Raw genomic sequence first — 16,863 nt, forward strand, 5'->3', positions numbered from 1 at the left:
CCGGTCAGCTGGACTCGCGCCGGACGACCCGCGAGGCGAGCAGCGCGCGGGTGCGGGGCGGGACCTCCGGTTCCCGGACGGCCCGGTCGACCAGCTCCGCGAGTTCACGTCCGAGCACCATGTCGATCCGCACGGTGCTGAGCCGGGGCCGCAGCAGCCGACCGAGCAGCAGATCGTCCGCGCCGACGACCGCGACCTCCTCCGGCACGGCCAGGCCGGCGTCCTGGAGCGCCCGCATCAGGAGCATCGCGTACTCGTCGTTGTAGGCGAAGACGGCGTCGAGGCCGAGTTCCCGCCAGCGCGCCGCGAGCTCGTCCGCCGACTCCTCGTCGTACCTCAGCGGCAGGGGTACGACGGTGGCGCCGGTGCCGTGGACCGCGCGCCGCGCGCCGTCGAGGCGGGGGCCGGAGAACATGCCGAGGCCCGGCTCCTCGGGGATGACGACGCCGACGCGGCGGCGGCCGCTCTCCACGAGGTGGGCGGTGGCCACCTCGCCCACCCGTCCCTGGTCCATGACGAGGGCGTGGGTGCCCTCGACGTCCTGAGTGCCGAGGGTGATCACGGCCCGTGCCCCGGACCGCTTGAGGATCTCGACGCCCTGGCCGGTCAGCTGGACCTCGCCGAGCGAGACCACGGCCACCGGCCGGAGCTCGGCCCAGGCGCGGGCGGCCTCCTCGGCCTCCAGGCCGACGCTGCCGTACTGGACGACGGTGTAGTCGAGGCGCCGCAGGGCCCACTGGAACTCGTTGAAGAACTGGCTGTACAGCGGTCCGACCGGCACGTGGGAGGTCGGGAGCAGCACCATCCGGCTGTGGCCGGCCCGCAGGCTGCGGGCGGCGGCGTGCGGCACGTACCCCAGCTCCTCGGCCGCCTCGCGCACCCGGCGGCGGGTGGGCTCGCTGATGCGGACGGCCGAGGTGTTGTTCAGGACGTACGAGACGGTGGCCCGGGAGACGCCCGCGAGACGGGCGACATCGGCGCTGGTCGGGACCGCGCGCCCGGTGAGGCGTTCGGGGGTGTGTTCGGTTGGCTGACTCATCGCTTCGGCATCTTTCCAGAACAATCCGGCCCGGGGTCTGGCGGATGGCCGGAAACGGGTGCTACACAATGCTGACACGCGTCACTGACACGTGTAACTACTCGCTCGATCCGCTTCTCGCCCCTCGTCGGGCGATCTCCCCAGGAGGGCACCGTGGCCCTTTCCTCCCCCGGCTCCACCACTTCCGGCAACGGCGATCCGGGACCCGGCTCCGCCGCGCCCGGCCGGCCGGCCCGCGGGCTGCTGCCCCTGCTCCTCACCGGGAACACCGCGATGTACGCCCTGTACATCGGTGTCCCCGGGCTGCTCCTCGCGCTCCAGATCGAGGAGATCGACCCGGCGGACAAGGTGGCCAACTTCGGCCTCGTCTCCGGCATATCCGCGATCTTCGCCACCGTCTTCAACCCGGTGGCGGGCGCCCTGTCGGACCGCTCGGGCCGCCGCAACCCCTGGATCCTCGCCGGCGGCCTGCTCGCGCTGCCCGTGATGCTGCTCCTCGGCAGCGTCCACACGATCCTGCTGGTGACCATCGCCTGGTGCCTCGGCCAGGCCGTCATGAACGTCTACCAGGCGGCCCTGACCTCCGTGGTGCCCGACCGGGTCCCCGTGGCCGCCCGGGGCAAGGCGTCCGCGGCCGTCGGCCTCGGCCTCCCCGTCGGCTCGACGATCGGCGCCCTGGTCGGCGCCGCCTTCTCCGAGGACTACCGCACCGGCTATCTCGTCTTCGGCGCGATCGTCGCGGCCACCGCCGTGCTGTTCACGACCTGCGCCCGCGAGCAGCGCATGCCCGCGAAGGCCCCGCTGCCGGTGAAGGAGCAGTTGGCGGCCTTCGGCAGCGCCCTCGGGGACCACGACTTCCGCTGGGCCTTCATCGGCCGGGCCCTGCTGGTCCTGGGCTACTTCGCGGTCGCCGGGTTCCAGCTGTACATCCTCAAGGACCACACCGAGCTGCCCGCCGGACTGAGCCCCGAGGAGGCGGTGGCGGTCCTCATGCCGCTCAACGCGGTCGCCATGGTGGTCTCCACCGTGCTCGGCGGCTGGCTGTCGGACCGCTTCGACCGGCGCAAGCTCTTCGTGGGCGCCTCCGCCGCGCTGGCCGCCGCCGCCCTGCTCATCCCCGCCGTCTCGACGAGCTGGACCGCGATGCTGGCCTTCTCCGCGGTCAACGGCCTCGGTTTCGGCTGCTACATGGCCGTCGACACCGCACTGGTGACCATGGTGCTGCCGAAGGCCGAGGACGCCGCCCGTGACATGGGCGTCCTCAACGTCGCCAACGCGGGGCCGCAGATCGTCGCCCCCTTCGTGGCCTCGCTCGTCGTCTCGCTGAGTGGCGGGTACACGGCGCTGTTCTTGATCGCCGCCGTACTGTCGGTACTCGGCGCGCTCGCCGTGCGCCCCATCCGCAGCGTGCGCTGACCCCGGTCGGCGCGCACCCGGCACCGTCAGAAAGGCCACACCGTGCGTCTGCACACGACCACTTGGGGTTCGGGCGACCGGATCGCCCTGCTCGTCCACGGACTGATGGCCGACCACCGCACCTGGCGGCGGGTCGGCCCGGCGCTCGCGGAGCGCGGCTACCGGGTGATCGCGGTGGACCTGCGGGGGCACGGGGCGAGCGGGCGGGCCGCGGGCCCGGAGGCGTACCGGCCGGCGGACCACGCCGACGACCTCGTCGAGTCCCTGCCCTCCGGGGCGGAGCTGGCGATCGGCCACTCGCTCGGCGGGCTCGCGCTCGTCCGGGCGGTGGAGCGGCTGGCGCCGGCCCGGGCGGTGTACTCCGACCCGGCATGGCACCTGGCGGCGGGTCCCTGCGGCTACCGGGCGGAGATGTTCGTCCGGGGCAGCTCGATGACCCGGGAGCAGATCAAGGGGTTCAACCCGCACTGGCCGGACGAGGACGTCGACGTGGAGATGGCGTCGGTGCGGGACTGGGACGAGGGGACGGCGCACGGCCTCACGGCGTTCGTGGGCGTCGACATGTGGCCGGTCCGGCCCGTGGTGCCCTCCCTGGTCGCCCTCGCCGATCCGAGCACGCTGGTGCGGCCTGAGCACGCCCGGATGCTGACGGACCGCGGATTCGAGCTCCGTACGGTGAAGGGGGCGGGTCACACGATCCACCGGGACGAGTTCGACGGGTTCATGTCCGCGCTGGACGAGTCGGTCTGACGTACCGTTCAGCCATGGACGACGCGTCGATGGACTCCTCGATGGTGGGACTGCTCGGCCGGGTGACCGGCACCGTCGGGCCCGGTCTCGTCGGTGAGGTGATCGTCCGGATCCGGGGCGGTGCCGAGCACTTCCTCGCCCATCCGGCCTCCCCGAAGGAGCGGATCGGCGTCGGAACGGTGGTGATGGTCATGGAACATCTCCCTCCACGCACCGTCTATGTCACAGCCGCGTACGACAGTTGACGCGACCGTTGAGTGGCGCCGGTCACCGGCGCACACTCCCTTCACCGGATCCGCACCGGATCCGGTGAAGGGGGACCATGTCCATGGGCATCGGCATTCTCGCGGGCGCCGTCGTCGGCGCCTTCGCCGTTCTCGTCATCGTCTTCAAGATGATGTGGCGCGTCGCGGAACCCAACGAGGCGCTGATCATCTCCGGTTCGAACCACAAGAACGAGGGCCTCGGCGCGGGTATGGGGTTCCGCATCGTCACCGGGCGCGGCACGCTCGTCCTGCCGGGTGTGCAGGCGGTACGCAAGCTCTCGCTCGACCTCAACGAGACCCAGCTGTCCGTCGAGTGCGTCACCCACCAGGGCATTCCGCTGAAGGTCCGCGGTGTGGTGATCTTCAAGGTCGGTGACGACTTCGTGTCGATCGCCAACGCAGCACGCCGCTTCCTCGACCAGCAGAAGCTGATGAGCGAGCGGGTGCACATCGTCTTCGCCGGTCATCTCCGCGCCATCGTCGGCGGGTTGACCGTGGAGGACATGATCCGTGACCGGGAGAAGCTGACCGGGCAGGCGCGTTCGGCCTGTGGCACGGAGATGGAGAAGCTCGGACTGATCGTCGACTCGCTGCAGATCCACGAGATCGAGGACCCGACCGGGTACATCAAGAACCTGGCCGCCCCGCACGCGGCCGCCGTCCAGCGGGACGCGCGGATCGCGCAGGCCGAGGCCAACCGGCGGGCCACCGAGGCCGAGCAGCAGGCCGCGGCGCGCATGTCGGAGGCGACCCGTGACAGCGAGATCCTCCAGGCGGGCTACCAGGCCGAGCGGGACCAGGCGTCCGCGAAGGCACGGCAGGCCGGTCCGCTGGCGGAGGCGGCCTCGCGCCAGGAGGTCGTGGTCCAGGAGACCCGGGTCGCGGAGCTGGAGGGACACCGCAAGGAGCAGCAGCTCCAGGCGGAGGTCCGCAAGCCGGCCGACGCGACGGCGTACGAGACCCGGACGCTGGCCGCGGCCGAGCGTGACGCCCGGATCTCGGCGGCCGAGGCCGATGCGAAGGAGACCGAGCTGGCGAGCGCGGCCAAGGCGACGGCGACCCGGCTCACCGGTGAGGCGGAGGCGGCGGCGCAGCACGCCAGGGGGCTCGCGGTCGCGGAGGCGACCCGGGCGAAGGGTCTGGCGGAGGCCGAGTCGATCAAGGCCCGTGCGGCGGCGCTCGCGGAGAACCAGGAGGCCGTGGTCGCGCAGCAGCTGGCCGAGAAGTGGCCGGAGATCGTCTCCGCGGGTGCCTCGGCGTTCGGGAACGTGGACCAGATGGTGCTGCTCAACGGCGCCGACGGCATGGCGGACGTGTTCGCCAAGGCGCTGACCATGGGCGGGACCGGTCTGGGTCTGGCCCGGCAGTTGCTGTCCACGATGAACCCGGCCGCCCAGGAGCGGCTGGGCACGGGAGTGCCTCCGGCGCCGCGGGCGCCGGAGGCGAGCGTCGAGATCAGGGTCGGCGACGGGGAGTAGCCGACATCGTGCGGGAGGGACACGGGCCGGGGCCCGGTGCCGTGACGGCGCCGGGCCCCGGCCTCGTACCCCGTCGGCTCCCCGCCCCGCTACGTGCTCGCTCGGCCCGGCCGGCTGCGGCCGACCAGGTCGCGGCCGAACTCAGGGGTGGCCGAACCGGGGGGCGGCCACGGTCAGTTGTGGCCGAACTTCCGTTCCTTGCGGTGCGACGAGTGCTCCACCAGGGGCATCGACGTCTCGCTCTTGGGAGCCGCCGAGGTCTGTTCCTTCGTGGTCGCCTCGGTGCGGTGCTCATGGCCGCCGGTACGGGCTCCCCGGTTCGTCCGGGTCTGTTTCTTGCCCACGATCGTGCCTCCCGTGACGGGTGTCGGACGCTGGTCCGTATCCCCTCAGCCTGGCACGGGGGTGCGGGCGCCGCATGTCAGGCGGCGGCTGCCCCGACGACCCGGGCGAAGGCGGTCAGCGTCGGTGCGCCCTGGGCGCGGTCCAGTACGGCGAAGACGATCTCCTCGAAGTGGCCGGCGAAGCGGCCGTCCCCGGTGAGCAGGGTCGTGAAGGCGCCGGCGACCTGTTCGGGGTCGTTCTGGAAGACGCCGCAGCCCCAGGCTCCGAGCACGAGCCGGCGGTAGCCGGCCGCGGCGGCCGTCTCGAGGACGCGCTCGGCGCGGGACGCGAGGGCGCCCGGCAGGCGGTGGACGAGGGCGGGGGTGCGGCGGCGGAGGACGCCTGCGTTGGGCGCGGGCGAGGTGAGGAAGCCGACGGTGAACGGCTCGGCGAGGAGGGCGCCGCGGTCGTCGCGGAAGACCGGCACGCGGGGCGAGTGGATGACCCGGTCGGTGTAGAGGACGTCGCGGTCCTCGCGGTGGTGGGCGTAGTAGTCGGGGGCGCGGAGCAGGGTGGCGTGCAGGCCGGAGGAGCGGCAGAGGGCCTCCTCCTGGGCCTGGGCGCCGTTGAGGTAGCCGCCGCCGGGGTTGCGGGCGGAGGCGAAGTTCAGGACGGCCACGGGGCGCCTCGCGTCGGCGGCGGTCATCCGCCGGGCGGCGGCCAGGCTGCTCTCGCCGGTGACGTCGAGGGTGGGCGTCCGGTCGGTGTCGGGGGTGACCGGGACGGGCTCGGGGCCGTGGAGTCGCGTTCCGGCCAGGGCGGCGGCGAGGTCCGCCGCGACGGAGACGGTACGGCCGTCCGGGGCCTGGTAGTGGCCCGCGGCAACGATCTCCTCGGTCTGCCGCGCGATCGCGCGCAGTCGTGCACTCATGACCTCAGGATGATCGTTTCGTCCCGCCCGGGACAACGGAATTTCCCGGGATCCGGCCGGGTCCCCGGAGACCCTGTACCCGGCGGTTTCCAGCCTGGTGGGGGCGCAGGGGGCGCGTCCGGCGGGTTCGGGGCGCTCTTGCACGCCGCTCAGTGGTGGCTTTAGGTGGAAGCAGAACGTCCCGGGGCCGGTCCCGACCGGCCTGACGACCAGGAGGTGTACGGATGTCGTCCAGCGGCATACGGGGCGGCGAACCCCCTCTCGCCGAGGCGGAGGCGGAGGAACTGCTGCGATGTATCTGCTTCAAGACCGGCCCGCCCCGCACCGTGGGGGTGGAGCTGGAATGGCTCGTGCACGAGCTGCGTGACCCCCGGCTCCCCGTCCGCCCGCCGAGGCTCGCCGCGGCCCTGGACACCGTACGGTCCCTGCCGCTGGTGTCGTCCCTGACCTTCGAACCCGGCGGGCAGCTGGAGCTCAGCTCGCGCCCGGCCGGTTCGCTCATGGAATGTCTCGACTCCCTCGCGGCCGACCTGCGGGCGGTACGGTCGGCGCTCGGACCGCTCGGCCTCACCCTCAGCGGATACGGGGTGGACCCCTGGCACTCGCCCCGCGGCCGGGTGCTCCACGAGCCGCGGTACGACGCCATGGAGGCCGCGCTCGACCGCACAGGACCCGCCGGTCGGGCCATGATGTGCGACTCCGCGTCGGTGCAGATCTGCCTGGACGCGGGCCTGGAGGAACCGGGGCCGCTCGGCTACCACCGGCGCTGGCAGCTCGCCCATCTCCTCGGTGCGGTGCTCGTGGCGGCCTTCGCCAACTCCCCCCTGCACGGGGGCCGTCCCACCGGCTGGCGCTCGACGCGGCAGGCGCTGTGGGCGGACCTCGACCCCCGCAGGACCCTCGCCCCCCTGCCGGACGGGGAGCCGCGCGCCGACTACGCGGCCCACGTCCTGGACACCCCGGTGCTGTGCGTACGGGCCGACGAGGGGCCGTGGGCCGTGCCGGAGGGGCTGACCTTCCGCGACTGGCTGCGCTCGGGACAGCCCCGGCCGGCCGACGCCGACGACCTGCGGTACCACATGACGACGCTCTTCCCGCCGGTGCGGCCGCGCGGCCATCTGGAACTGCGGATGGTCGACGCGCAGCCGGGCCCGGACGGGTGGATGGTGCCGGTGGCCGTGACGACGGCGGTGTTCGACGACCCTGAGGCGGCGGAGACCGTGTACCGGGCCGTGAAGCCGCTGGCGGAGCGGGCCGGCTACGCCCCCGCCCCGCGCAACCCCCTCTGGCTGGCGGCGGCCCGTGACGGCCTGACCGACCCCGAGCTGCACGCCACCGCCCTCACCGTGTTCGCCGCGGCCCTCGACGCGCTGCCCCGGATCGGGGCGAGCGAGGAGGTGCGGCAGGCCGTCGCCGCCTTCCACGAGCGGTACGTGATCCCCGGGAGCTGCCCGGCCGACGACCTGGAGGTGCTGACGACATGACGGAGACCCGGACCGAGCTGGGCCCCGAGGCCCTGCGCCGGCACGCCCTGGACGCCCTGACCGCAGCGCGGGCCCGAACGGCGCTGCTCACCTCCTGCGTCGAGGACGGTGAACTCACCGCCCAGCACTCCCCCTTGATGTCGCCGCTGGTCTGGGACCTGGCGCACATCGGCAACCAGGAGGAGTTGTGGCTGTGCCGGGCCGTCGGCGGGCAGGAGGCCCTGCGGCCCGAGATCGACACGCTCTACGACGCCTTCGAGCACCCGAGGTCCGCCCGCCCCTCGCTGCCGCTGCTCGCACCGGGCGAGGCACGGACCTACGCCGCCGACGTACGGCTGAGGGTCCTCGACGTGCTGGAGCGCGCCGAGTTCGACGAGCGTCCACTGCTCCGCGCAGCCTTCGCCTTCGGCCTCGTCGCCCAGCACGAACAGCAGCACGACGAGACGATGCTGATCACCCATCAGCTGCGGAAGGGCCCCTCGGCGCTGACCGCTCCCCCGCCGCCGCCCCTGCGGAGCGGCCCGCTTCCCGCCGAGATCCTGGTGCCCGGTGGCCCGTTCACCATGGGGACGTCGGAGGAGCCGTGGGCGCTGGACAACGAGCGCCCTGCGCACGTGCGGATGGTGCCCGCCTTCCACATCGACACCGTGCCGGTCACCAACGGCGCCTATCTGGCCTTCATGGCCGACGGCGGCTACACGGACCGGCGCTGGTGGCGGCCCGAGGGCTGGGCGCAGATCAGGGAGCACGACATCGCGGCCCCGCTGTTCTGGCGCCGGGACGGCGCCCAGTGGCTGCGCCGCCGGTTCGGGGTCACCGAGCCGGTACCTGACGACGAGCCCGTCCTGCACGTGAGCTGGTACGAGGCGGACGCCTACGCGCGCTGGGCGGGCCGGCGGCTGCCGACCGAGGCCGAGTGGGAGAAGGCCGCCCGGTACGACCCGGACTCCGGGCGCTCGCGCCGCTATCCGTGGGGTGACGCCGATCCGGGTCCCGAGCACGCCAACCTCGGCCAGCGGCACCTGCGGCCGGCCGCCGCGGGCAGCTATCCGGCGGGCGCGTCGCCGCTCGGCGTACGGCAGTTGATCGGTGATGTGTGGGAGTGGACGGCGAGCGACTTCCTGCCGTACCCGGGCTTCACCGTGTTCCCGTACAAGGAGTACTCGGAGGTGTTCTTCGGCCCCGACCACAAGGTGCTGCGCGGCGGCTCCTTCGCCGTCGACCCGGTCGCCTGCCGGGGGACCTTCCGCAACTGGGACCTGCCGGTGCGGCGCCAGATCTTCTCCGGCTTCCGTACGGCCCGCAGCGCGGAGCTCTCCTGATGTGCCGTCACATCGCCTCCGTGGGCGAACCGGTGGCGCTGGGCGAGCTGCTCGTCGAGCCGGAGCACGCGCTGCTGCGCCAGTCCTGGGAGCCCCGTCAGCAGACCAGTGGCGTGGTGAACGCCGACGGGTTCGGGGTGGGCTGGTACGCCGAGGACGATCCGGTGCCGGCCCGGTACCGGCGCTCCGGTCCCCTCTGGGGCGACCTCTCCTTCGCCGACCTGGCCCGGGTGGTGCGCTCCCGTGCGCTGCTCGCCGCGGTGCGCGGGGCGACCCTGCCGGGCGCCGACGGGGAGGCCGCCGCGGCGCCGTTCGCCGCCGGGCCCTGGCTGTTCAGCCACAACGGCGCCGTCAGGGGCTGGCCCGGCTCGCTCGCACCGCTCGCCGCGACCCTCCCGGCCGGCGAGCTGCTCGGGCTCGAGGCGCGGACCGACTCGGCGCTGGTCTGGGCGCTCGTCCTGCACCGACTGCGGTCAGGCGACGCGCCGGGCCGCGCCCTGGCCGACACGGTGCGGGAGGTCGCCGAGGCGGCCCCCGGCTCCGGCCTCACCCTGCTGCTCACCGACGGGTCGCTGATCGCGGCGACCGCCTGGGAGAACAGCCTGTGGTACCTGACGGGCCCCGACCGGGTGGTCGTGGCCTCCGAACCGTACGACGACGATCCGCGCTGGCAGGAGGTTCCCGGGCACACGCTCGTGACCGCCACCCGCACCGACGTCACCCTCTCCCCGCTCAAGGAGCCCTCCGCGTGAGCCCGTTCCAGCTGACCCGCACCCTCGCCCCGGACGCCGCCGGCGCCGATCTTCGCGCCGACGTCCTCCACGGGCTCAACCGCTCCCCCAAGGAGCTGCCACCGAAGTGGTTCTACGACGCCCGGGGCAGCGAGCTCTTCGAGGAGATCACCCGGCTGCCCGAGTACTACCCGACCCGGGCCGAGCGGGAGATCCTGAAGGAGCGGGCGCCGGACATCGCCGCCGCCACCGGCGCCAGAACGCTGGTGGAGCTGGGTTCCGGCTCCTCGGAGAAGACCCGGTTCCTGATCGACGCGCTGCTGCCGGGCCTGGAAGGCTACGTGCCGGTGGACGTGAGCGAGTCCGCGCTGACCGGGGCCGCGGAGTCGCTGCTCGCCGAGCGGCCGGGGCTGCACGTCCACGCCCTCGTCGCCGACTTCACCCGGGGGCTCGCGCTGCCCGGGACGCCGGGGCCGCGCCTGGTGGCCTTCCTCGGCGGCACGATCGGCAACCTGCTGCCCGGCGAGCGGCGGACCTTCCTCCGCTCCGTACGGGCGATGCTCACGCCCGGCGACGCGCTGCTGCTCGGCACGGACCTGGTGAAGGACGAGTCGACGCTCGTCGCCGCGTACGACGACTCGTCCGGGGTGACGGCGGCCTTCAACAAGAACGTGCTCGCGGTGATCGACCGGGAGCTGGGCGCGGACTTCGACCCGGACGCCTTCGACCACGTGGCGGTGTGGGACCGCGAGCGGGAGTGGATCGAGATGCGGCTGCGGGCCCGCCGCGCGCTGACCGTGAAGATCCCTGAGCTGGATCTCGTGGTGCCGTTCGCGGCGGGCGAGGAGATGCGGACGGAGGTGTCCGCGAAGTTCCGTCAGGCGGGCGTCCGGGCCGAGCTCGCGGAGGCGGACCTCGACCTCGACCGCTGGTGGACCGACAGCGAGGGCAGGTTCGCGCTGTCGCTCGCCACCGCCCGCTGAGCGGCCGCCGCCAGGGCACGGCGGTCCGGGTACAGGGCTCCGGGCAGGGGTTCCCGGAGCCGGACGACGGCGGTGAGCCGGCGGGTGGAGACCACCCGCCACAAGGAGGAGCCGAGCGGGTCGGCCCCGACGTACGCGGCGGCGTCCGTGGGCCGGTAGTCGAGCCGTACCGGCCGCACCGCGCAACCGGCGTCGAGTGCGGCCTGGAACGCGGCCGGGCGGAACCGGCCGCGTTCCCGTCCGCACCAGGTCGAGCCCTCGGGGAAGACGACCACGCGGCCGCCGCCCGCGAGCACGCCCGCCACGGTCCGCACGGTGGCGGGCAGCGTCATGATCCCTTCCCGGTCGATGAAGAGGGTGCCGCCGAGCGCGGCGAGCGTGCCGAGCACGGGCCAGCGGCGCACCTCCGACTTGGCGACCGTGCGGCCCGGCAGGACGGCGGCGATCAGCGGTATGTCGAGCCAGGAGACGTGGTTGGCGACGACGAGGAGCGGACCGCCGGCCGGGGCGGGCGGTCCCTCGTACCGGGCGTGGACGCCGAAGGCGCGGACCACGGCCCGCATCCAGTACCGGACGAGGGTGAGCCGGGTGGCGGCCGGCAGAAGGCCGGCCGGCGGGGCGAGGAGGAGGCCGAGGAGGACGGCGCCGAGGCCGGCGATCAGCCGGACCACGGCCCGGACGACGCCGGCCGGTTCCGTGTCGCCGCCGCTCCGGCGGGGGGCTGGCTCGGGATGGGCGGCGCAGTGGCCCGGGGTGCAGGGCGCCGTGGGGAGCCACGGCGAGAGGGCCGTGGTCCCGTTCACCGTGCCGGGGCGAGCGAGAGGAAGTGGTTGAGGTAGCGCGGGTTGGTGCGGCGCAGCGAGAGCAGGACGTGGAGGTCGGCGACGCCGAAGTCGGGGTCGTGTGCGGGGGCGCCGCAGACCCAGGCGCCGAGCCGGAGGTAGCCGCGGAGCAGCGGCGGCAGCTCGGTGCGGCCCTCGGGGCGGGTGATGCCTTCGGGGCTCCAGAGCTTGTGCGGGGTGACCCGGTACTCCTCGGGGGCGAGGTGCTTGGCCTTGACCGTGTCCCAGGTGGCGGCGGCGAGGGTGCCGCCGTCGGCGAGCGGGAGGGAGCAGCAGCCGGTGAGCCAGTTGTGGCCGGTGTTCGTCATGTAGCGGGCGAGTCCGGCCCAGATGAGGGCGATGACGGCGCCGTTGCGGTGGGCGGGGTGGACGCAGGAGCGCCCGACCTCGACCAGGTCGTGCCGGATGGGGGCGAGCCGGGTGAGGTCGAACTCGCTCTCGGAGTAGAGGCGCCCGGCGACCGCGGCCCGCTCGGGCGGCAGGATGCGGTAGGTGCCGACGATCTCGCCGGTGGTCTCCTCCCGTACGAGGAGGTGGTCGCAGTACGCGTCGAAGGCATCGATGTCGAGGCCGGGCTCCGGGCCGTCGAGCCGGGCGCCGAGTTCGCCGGCGAAGACCTGGTGGCGCAGCCGCTGGGCGGCGCGGACGTCCTCCTGGTCGCGGGCGAGCCCGACGAGGTAGCGGGGGGCGGGCTCCGCGGCCGGGGCCTGCGGCGCCGCCTGCTCGGCGAGGGCCCCGGGCGCGGGCTGCTCGATGAGGGGCCGGGGCTGGGCGGGGACGGCGAGCGGCTGGGCGGGGACGGCGAGCGTGGGGGTCGGTGCGGCCATGTCGGGCTCCTCCGGCGTACGGAAGGGTAAGGGGCGGTGCCGGACCGTGTGAGCGGTGGCCCGGCTCCTTACTTCTTCCGTCACCGGCTGGATTCGACATGACCGTCCGGGGACCCGCGGGTGTGGAGGCGCTGAATGCTATTCGGCGAGGGTGTCCGTGATCTCGGCCGAGGCCCGCTTGGCGGCCTCCAGCGGGTCCTCGCCCTGGAGGACGGCCGTCATGTAGGGCTTGATGGGGTTGTCGGCCTCGACGTCGGCCCACTGGGGGGAGTTGGGGGTGGCGCGGCCGTGCGCGGCGCCCCTGGCCATGACGGCGGTGGCCTCCTGGCCGGCGACGACGGAGGCGAGGCCCTTCTTGTTGGGCACGTAGCCCATGGTGCGGGCGAGATCGGTCTGCCACTTCTCGCCGGCGAGCGCCTTGACGACGTCGACGGCGGCGCCGCGCTGGGGCGCGTTCTCCGGGATGATGAGGTCGGAGCCGCCGGTGAAGACGGCGCAGGGCTGGCCTTCCTTGGCGCCGGGTATCGGGAAGTAGCCGAGCTTGTCCTTGAGGGCCGGGTTGGCCTTGAGGATCGCGGCGACGGCACTGGGCGCGGCGATGAGCTGGGCCACGTCGCCCTTGGCGAAGACGTCGGCCTGCGGCGGGTTCTGCTCGTCGGCGTCCTTGGGGCCGGAGCCGAGGGACTGGAGTTCCTTGTAGTAGGCCATGCCGCGCCGGGCCGCCGCGCTCTCGAGCGCACCGGTCCACTCGCCGCCCTTGTCGGTGGCGAGTTCGCCGCCCTCGTCCCAGATGAACCCGGCGAGGGTGTACCAGTCCTGGCCGGCGAGGTAGATGCCCTGGGTGCCCTTGCTGTTGAGCTTCTCGGTGTCGGCGAGCCACTGGGCGCGGGTGGCCGGCGGCTTGTCGATGCCGGCGTCGGCGAACAGGTCCTTGTTGTAGATGACGATGCGGTTCGCCGCGTACCAGGGGATGCCGTACTGGGATCCGCCGATGCTGCCGGGCTCGGCGAGACCGGGCAGCCAGTCCTCGCTGCCGAGGTCGCGGACCGATTCCAGGGTGAGGTCGAAGAGCTTCTCGGTGTCGGCGTACTGGGCGACCTGGGTGTTGCCGACCTCGATGACGTCGGGTCCGCCGGAGCCCTGGATGGCTTCGGTGACCTTCTTCCCGATGCCGGTCCAGTCCTGGATGGTGACCTGGAGTTCGACGCCGTCGTGCTCCTCCTCGTACGCCTCGGTGAAGCGGTTGAGGAAGTCCTCGCTGACGCTGTCCCGCATGAGCCAGACGTTGACGGTCTTCGTCCCACCGCCGCCCGGGAGCATCCCGCAGCCGGCGAGGGCGAGCGCTGTGGCGGCTGCCAGGGGGCAGGCCAGATGGCGGTTCTTCACGTAGGTCACCTTCTGCGGGTTCAGCACAGGGTCGTGCGTGCATGGGGGGCTGACCCGACATGGGGGGACCGAACGGGGTGTTCGCGCGGGTATGTGGCCTGGATTCTGGTCTGGACCAACGGGATGGTCAAGTCCTTGACCATCCCGTTGGTCACCGCGAGCGCACCATGGGTTCCGTTACCTCAGGTAACTCCCCATCGGTGACCTTTGATCCACTGTGCGCCCGAAGAGGAAGCACGACAAAGCCCCCGAGCGACGCCGCTGAGGCATCGTCGGGAGCTTCGGGCGAAGGGCGGGCTCTAGGTGGGCTCCTCCAGGCGGAAGCCGACCTTCATGCCCACCTGGAAATGGGCGACCTGCCCGTCCTCGACGTGACCGCGGATCTCGGTGACCTCGAACCAGTCGACCGAGCGCAGCGTTTCGCAGGCGCGGGTGATCCCGTTCCGGATGGCGGTGTCGACGCCTTCCGAGGACGACCCGACGATCTCCGTGACGCGGTAGACGTGATCTCCCATGGCGGCCTCTCCTTCGCGTTCCGACTCCATCCACACTGCACGGAACCGGAGACCGCCGCGAGTCGAGGTGGACCGCCCTCCCGCGTCGCAGCGGGGTCACCTCGGCGTCACATCGGCCGGGAATGCAGCCGGACCGGCCCCTCCGGCCACCGGCTTCCCGTCCGGAGCGGGAACCACATCGTGCGCAGCGGCATCGTCGCCGGACCGTCGGGCTGCTCCACCTCCACCTCGCCCTCCACCTCGTTCCACCCGAGCCGCGCGTAGAGGCCGGAGACCTCCGGGCGGCAGAACAGCAGCGCGAACTCGGGCCCCAGCGTCCGCGCATGCGCGAGGGCACCGCCCACCACCCGGGCGGCGAGCCCGCGGCCCCGCTGGTCCGAGGCGACGGCGACCCCTCCGAGACCCACCACGTCCATCCGGCTCCCACCGACCGACAGGGGCAGCACGAGGAGCCCCGCGTGGGCGAGGAGCCGCCCGTCCGCCCTGATCCCGAAGTGGTGCTCCTTGGGCAGCCAGACCAGACCCCACGCGTCCACCCCGAACGGGTCGGCGGCGTCCCCGAAGATCTCGGACCGGTCGTAGGCCGCCAGCCGCACCACCGCCGGCGCCGCGGTGGACCGCTCCGTGCCCATCAGGTCCGGCCCTCCTTCTCCTGGGCGTCCCTCAGTTCCTCGGAGGGGGCCGCCCACCGGGCGCGTACGACGGGGAAGCCGGCCTCCTCGGCCGCGTCGCAGACCAGCATGTCGTCGTCGACGAGCATCCTGATCGCGCGGTCGGCGCCCAGCCGCCGCAGGATCTCCACCTTGGTCACCCGGGCCGGGCGGAAGTCCCGGTTGCGGCGCATGTGGATCGGCCCCTCGGGGAGCCCCTGCGCCGCCAGCCAGGCCAGGGTGTCCCTGCGGCAGCGCTCCGGGCGTCCGGTGAGGTAGACGACGTCGCACTCCCCGGCCGCCTCGCGGCACAGCGCGATCCCCTCGTCCAGCGGCGGGTCGTCGGGCGCCGCCGCGAAGAAGGCGTCCCAGTCCTTGGGGCGCCGCTCCAGGAAGTGCTGCCGGTGGGCGGTCGCGGCGAGCGTGTTGTCCAGGTCGAAGACGGCCAGCGGCCGGTGGTTCTCGGCTGTCACACGCCCCAGCCTAGAAGGTGGCCGCGGCCGGCACCCCGGCGCCGTGGATCAAGAGCGCGATACGGGAATCCCTCCCCGCCCCGGACGTTGAACCCCTTGTGAGCATCTTTCCCGGCGACGTCCGCTTCTCCGTCCTCGATCGCTCCCGTACGCGGGAGGGCGAGGACGCCCCGCAGGCGCTGCGCGACACCGTGCGCCTCGCCCGGGAGGTGGAGGCCCTCGGCTACCACCGCTTCTGGGTGTCGGAGCACCACAGCGTGCCCGGGGTCGCCGGTTCCGCGCCGACGGTCCTCGCGGCCGCCGTGGCCGCCGCCACGACGGGCATCCGGGTGGGTACGGGCGGGGTGATGCTCCCCAACCACCAGCCCCTGGTGGTGGCCGAGCAGTTCGGCGTCCTGGAGTCCCTCTTCCCCGGCCGGATCGACATGGGCGTCGGCCGCTCGGTCGGCTTCACCGACGGAATCCGCCGGGCGCTCGGGCGGGACAAGGACGACGCCGACCGCTTCGGTGAGCAGCTCGGCGAGCTGCTCGGCTGGTTCACCGGCGAGCAGACCGCCCACCCGCAGGTGCACGCCCGGCCGGCCGAGGGGCTGCGGGTGCCGCCCTTCGTCCTGGCGACCGGCGAGGGCGCCTCGATCGCCGCGGCGGCCGGACTGCCGCTGGTCATCGGCGACCTCCGCGGCCGGGACCGGCTGCTGGCCGCCGTGGAGACGTACCGCTCCGCGTTCCGCCCCTCGCCGTGGTCCGCCGAGCCGTACGTGGTGATCGCCGGTACGGTCGCGGTCGCCGGGACGGAGGCGGAGGCCCGGCGGCTGCTGATGCCGGAGGCCTGGTCGCTCGCCCACTCCCGGACGCTGGGCGTCTTCCCGCCGCTCGTCGCGCCCGAGGCGATCGAGGGGCTCGCGATGACGGAGAAGCAGCGCGGTTTCTACGAGTCGGGCCTGAGCGGCCATGTGCACGGCACGGAGGAGCGGGTGGCCGATGCGCTGGAGAGGGCGGTGAGGGAGACCGGGGCGCAGGAGGTCCTGGTCACGACGAGCACGTACGACAGGGCGGCGCTGAGCGAGTCGTACCGGAGGCTCGCGAGGGCGGTCGGCCTCACGCCGCTCGCGGAGGCGGGCGGCTTCGGCCCGATCGCGGAGGCGGTCGGTTCAGGGGCGGCGGACGGGGTCCGGTGACCGCGTAGAACGCGGATCGGCGGCGAAGAACGGGGCCGGTCAGTTCTCTCGGGGTGCTGAGCTGGAAGGCTACTCCCACCGCCGCCAGGCACAGAAGGGCCAGAGCTCGGGCGCGCTGCCGGAGCGGGTTCCGCCGGGCGGCACGCCCGGGGCACCGCCTGCACGATCGTCCATGCGGCCCTCCAGGGAGGGCGCTGGGCCGCTCCCGGTATGCGGGCGCCGCCACACCCCGGCGAGCGAGGGGCTTCCCGGTTCGCCGGATAAAATC

The 16,863-nt window shown here is 73.5% G+C and carries 18 protein-coding genes; 9 read left to right on the forward strand and 9 right to left on the reverse strand.

Annotation, left to right across the window (positions count from 1 at the left end):
• Positions 1 to 4: 4 nt before the first annotated feature.
• Complete coding sequence (locus ACIP84_RS04285) at positions 5 to 1,039, reverse strand: LacI family DNA-binding transcriptional regulator (RefSeq protein ID WP_355965408.1); 1,035 nt, start codon at positions 1,037 to 1,039, stop codon at positions 5 to 7.
• Positions 1,040 to 1,192: 153 nt separating this feature from the next.
• Between ACIP84_RS04285 and ACIP84_RS04290 the strand changes: the two genes are divergently transcribed.
• The 4 genes from ACIP84_RS04290 to ACIP84_RS04305 all read left to right on the forward strand — a co-directional run bounded on the left by ACIP84_RS04290 (position 1,193) and on the right by ACIP84_RS04305 (position 4,949).
• Complete coding sequence (locus ACIP84_RS04290) at positions 1,193 to 2,455, forward strand: MFS transporter (RefSeq protein ID WP_401794294.1); 1,263 nt, start codon at positions 1,193 to 1,195, stop codon at positions 2,453 to 2,455.
• Positions 2,456 to 2,497: 42 nt separating this feature from the next.
• Entirely contained in the window at positions 2,498 to 3,205 is a 708-nt protein-coding gene (locus ACIP84_RS04295) for an alpha/beta fold hydrolase (RefSeq protein WP_401794297.1), read from the forward strand.
• Positions 3,206 to 3,219: 14 nt separating this feature from the next.
• Positions 3,220 to 3,450, forward strand: a complete 231-nt coding sequence (locus ACIP84_RS04300; RefSeq protein ID WP_266971690.1) for a hypothetical protein — start codon at positions 3,220 to 3,222, stop codon at positions 3,448 to 3,450.
• Positions 3,451 to 3,533: 83 nt separating this feature from the next.
• Entirely contained in the window at positions 3,534 to 4,949 is a 1,416-nt protein-coding gene (locus ACIP84_RS04305) for an SPFH domain-containing protein (protein WP_401794300.1), read from the forward strand.
• Positions 4,950 to 5,122: 173 nt separating this feature from the next.
• Here the strand turns inward: ACIP84_RS04305 and ACIP84_RS04310 are convergent, their stop codons facing one another.
• Both ACIP84_RS04310 and ACIP84_RS04315 read right to left on the reverse strand, forming a co-directional pair.
• Positions 5,123 to 5,293, reverse strand: coding sequence for a hypothetical protein (locus ACIP84_RS04310; RefSeq protein ID WP_355965418.1), 171 nt, complete (start codon positions 5,291 to 5,293; stop codon positions 5,123 to 5,125).
• Between the two features lie 77 nt (positions 5,294 to 5,370).
• Complete coding sequence (locus ACIP84_RS04315; RefSeq protein ID WP_401794303.1) at positions 5,371 to 6,204, reverse strand: TIGR02452 family protein; 834 nt, start codon at positions 6,202 to 6,204, stop codon at positions 5,371 to 5,373.
• 224 nt (positions 6,205 to 6,428) lie between these two features.
• On the opposite strand from ACIP84_RS04315, the gene egtA reads away from it, so the two are divergent.
• From egtA to egtD, 4 genes are read left to right on the forward strand one after another with little or no spacing between them, the layout of a single operon-like run.
• Positions 6,429 to 7,688 (forward strand): ergothioneine biosynthesis glutamate--cysteine ligase EgtA, encoded by a 1,260-nt coding sequence (egtA, locus tag ACIP84_RS04320; RefSeq protein WP_401794306.1) that lies wholly within the window; start codon positions 6,429 to 6,431, stop codon positions 7,686 to 7,688.
• Positions 7,685 to 9,010, forward strand: coding sequence for an ergothioneine biosynthesis protein EgtB (gene egtB / locus ACIP84_RS04325; protein ID WP_401794308.1), 1,326 nt, complete (start codon positions 7,685 to 7,687; stop codon positions 9,008 to 9,010). Before egtA ends, egtB begins: the two co-directional genes overlap by 4 nt.
• Positions 9,010 to 9,762: an ergothioneine biosynthesis protein EgtC gene (gene egtC, locus ACIP84_RS04330; RefSeq protein ID WP_401794309.1), complete on the forward strand. Its 753-nt coding sequence runs from the start codon at positions 9,010 to 9,012 to the stop codon at positions 9,760 to 9,762. Before egtB ends, egtC begins: the two co-directional genes overlap by 1 nt.
• Positions 9,759 to 10,724 carry an L-histidine N(alpha)-methyltransferase gene (egtD, locus tag ACIP84_RS04335; RefSeq protein WP_401794311.1) on the forward strand — a complete coding sequence of 322 codons (966 nt, stop codon included), beginning with the start codon at positions 9,759 to 9,761 and terminating at the stop codon, positions 10,722 to 10,724. Before egtC ends, egtD begins: the two co-directional genes overlap by 4 nt.
• Here egtD and ACIP84_RS04340 read toward each other — a convergent pair.
• From ACIP84_RS04340 to ACIP84_RS04365, 6 genes are all read right to left on the reverse strand, one after another.
• Positions 10,619 to 11,527, reverse strand: coding sequence for a lysophospholipid acyltransferase family protein (locus ACIP84_RS04340; RefSeq protein ID WP_355965429.1), 909 nt, complete (start codon positions 11,525 to 11,527; stop codon positions 10,619 to 10,621). The genes egtD and ACIP84_RS04340 overlap by 106 nt on opposite strands.
• Complete coding sequence (locus ACIP84_RS04345) at positions 11,524 to 12,393, reverse strand: GNAT family N-acetyltransferase (RefSeq protein WP_401794314.1); 870 nt, start codon at positions 12,391 to 12,393, stop codon at positions 11,524 to 11,526. The genes ACIP84_RS04340 and ACIP84_RS04345 overlap by 4 nt, the downstream gene beginning before the upstream one ends.
• A 138-nt stretch (positions 12,394 to 12,531) precedes the next feature.
• Positions 12,532 to 13,779: an extracellular solute-binding protein gene (locus ACIP84_RS04350; protein ID WP_401795661.1), complete on the reverse strand. Its 1,248-nt coding sequence runs from the start codon at positions 13,777 to 13,779 to the stop codon at positions 12,532 to 12,534.
• 299 nt (positions 13,780 to 14,078) lie between these two features.
• Positions 14,079 to 14,294 (reverse strand): dodecin, encoded by a 216-nt coding sequence (locus tag ACIP84_RS04355; protein ID WP_355965432.1) that lies wholly within the window; start codon positions 14,292 to 14,294, stop codon positions 14,079 to 14,081.
• A gap of 107 nt (positions 14,295 to 14,401) precedes the next feature.
• On the reverse strand, positions 14,402 to 14,926 hold the full coding sequence (locus ACIP84_RS04360) for a GNAT family N-acetyltransferase (RefSeq protein WP_401794317.1): 525 nt from the start codon (positions 14,924 to 14,926) through the stop codon (positions 14,402 to 14,404).
• Positions 14,926 to 15,417, reverse strand: coding sequence for a hypothetical protein (locus tag ACIP84_RS04365; protein ID WP_401794320.1), 492 nt, complete (start codon positions 15,415 to 15,417; stop codon positions 14,926 to 14,928). Before ACIP84_RS04365 ends, ACIP84_RS04360 begins: the two co-directional genes overlap by 1 nt.
• A gap of 98 nt (positions 15,418 to 15,515) precedes the next feature.
• Here ACIP84_RS04365 and ACIP84_RS04370 point away from each other — a divergent pair, with 98 nt between their 5' ends.
• Positions 15,516 to 16,595 carry an LLM class flavin-dependent oxidoreductase gene (locus tag ACIP84_RS04370; protein WP_401794323.1) on the forward strand — a complete coding sequence of 360 codons (1,080 nt, stop codon included), beginning with the start codon at positions 15,516 to 15,518 and terminating at the stop codon, positions 16,593 to 16,595.
• Positions 16,596 to 16,863: the final 268 nt, after the last annotated feature.

This window comes from Streptomyces sp. NPDC088707 (genome assembly GCF_044752725.1).
Taxonomy (GTDB): domain Bacteria; phylum Actinomycetota; class Actinomycetes; order Streptomycetales; family Streptomycetaceae; genus Streptomyces.

What these genes read in the sequence shown, in the direction of transcription:
- egtB (WP_401794308.1), top strand. Translation starts at nt 7,685, where the DNA reads ATGACGGAGACCCGGACCGAGCTGGGCCCCGAGGCCCTGCGCCGGCAC.
- ACIP84_RS04305 (WP_401794300.1), top strand. Translation starts at nt 3,534, where the DNA reads ATGGGCATCGGCATTCTCGCGGGCGCCGTCGTCGGCGCCTTCGCCGTT.
- ACIP84_RS04355 (WP_355965432.1), bottom strand. Translation starts at nt 14,294, where the DNA reads ATGGGAGATCACGTCTACCGCGTCACGGAGATCGTCGGGTCGTCCTCG.
- ACIP84_RS04345 (WP_401794314.1), bottom strand. Translation starts at nt 12,393, where the DNA reads ATGGCCGCACCGACCCCCACGCTCGCCGTCCCCGCCCAGCCGCTCGCC.
- ACIP84_RS04360 (WP_401794317.1), bottom strand. Translation starts at nt 14,926, where the DNA reads ATGGGCACGGAGCGGTCCACCGCGGCGCCGGCGGTGGTGCGGCTGGCG.
- ACIP84_RS04315 (WP_401794303.1), bottom strand. Translation starts at nt 6,204, where the DNA reads ATGAGTGCACGACTGCGCGCGATCGCGCGGCAGACCGAGGAGATCGTT.
- egtC (WP_401794309.1), top strand. Translation starts at nt 9,010, where the DNA reads ATGTGCCGTCACATCGCCTCCGTGGGCGAACCGGTGGCGCTGGGCGAG.
- egtA (WP_401794306.1), top strand. Translation starts at nt 6,429, where the DNA reads ATGTCGTCCAGCGGCATACGGGGCGGCGAACCCCCTCTCGCCGAGGCG.
- ACIP84_RS04285 (WP_355965408.1), bottom strand. Translation starts at nt 1,039, where the DNA reads ATGAGTCAGCCAACCGAACACACCCCCGAACGCCTCACCGGGCGCGCG.
- ACIP84_RS04300 (WP_266971690.1), top strand. Translation starts at nt 3,220, where the DNA reads ATGGACGACGCGTCGATGGACTCCTCGATGGTGGGACTGCTCGGCCGG.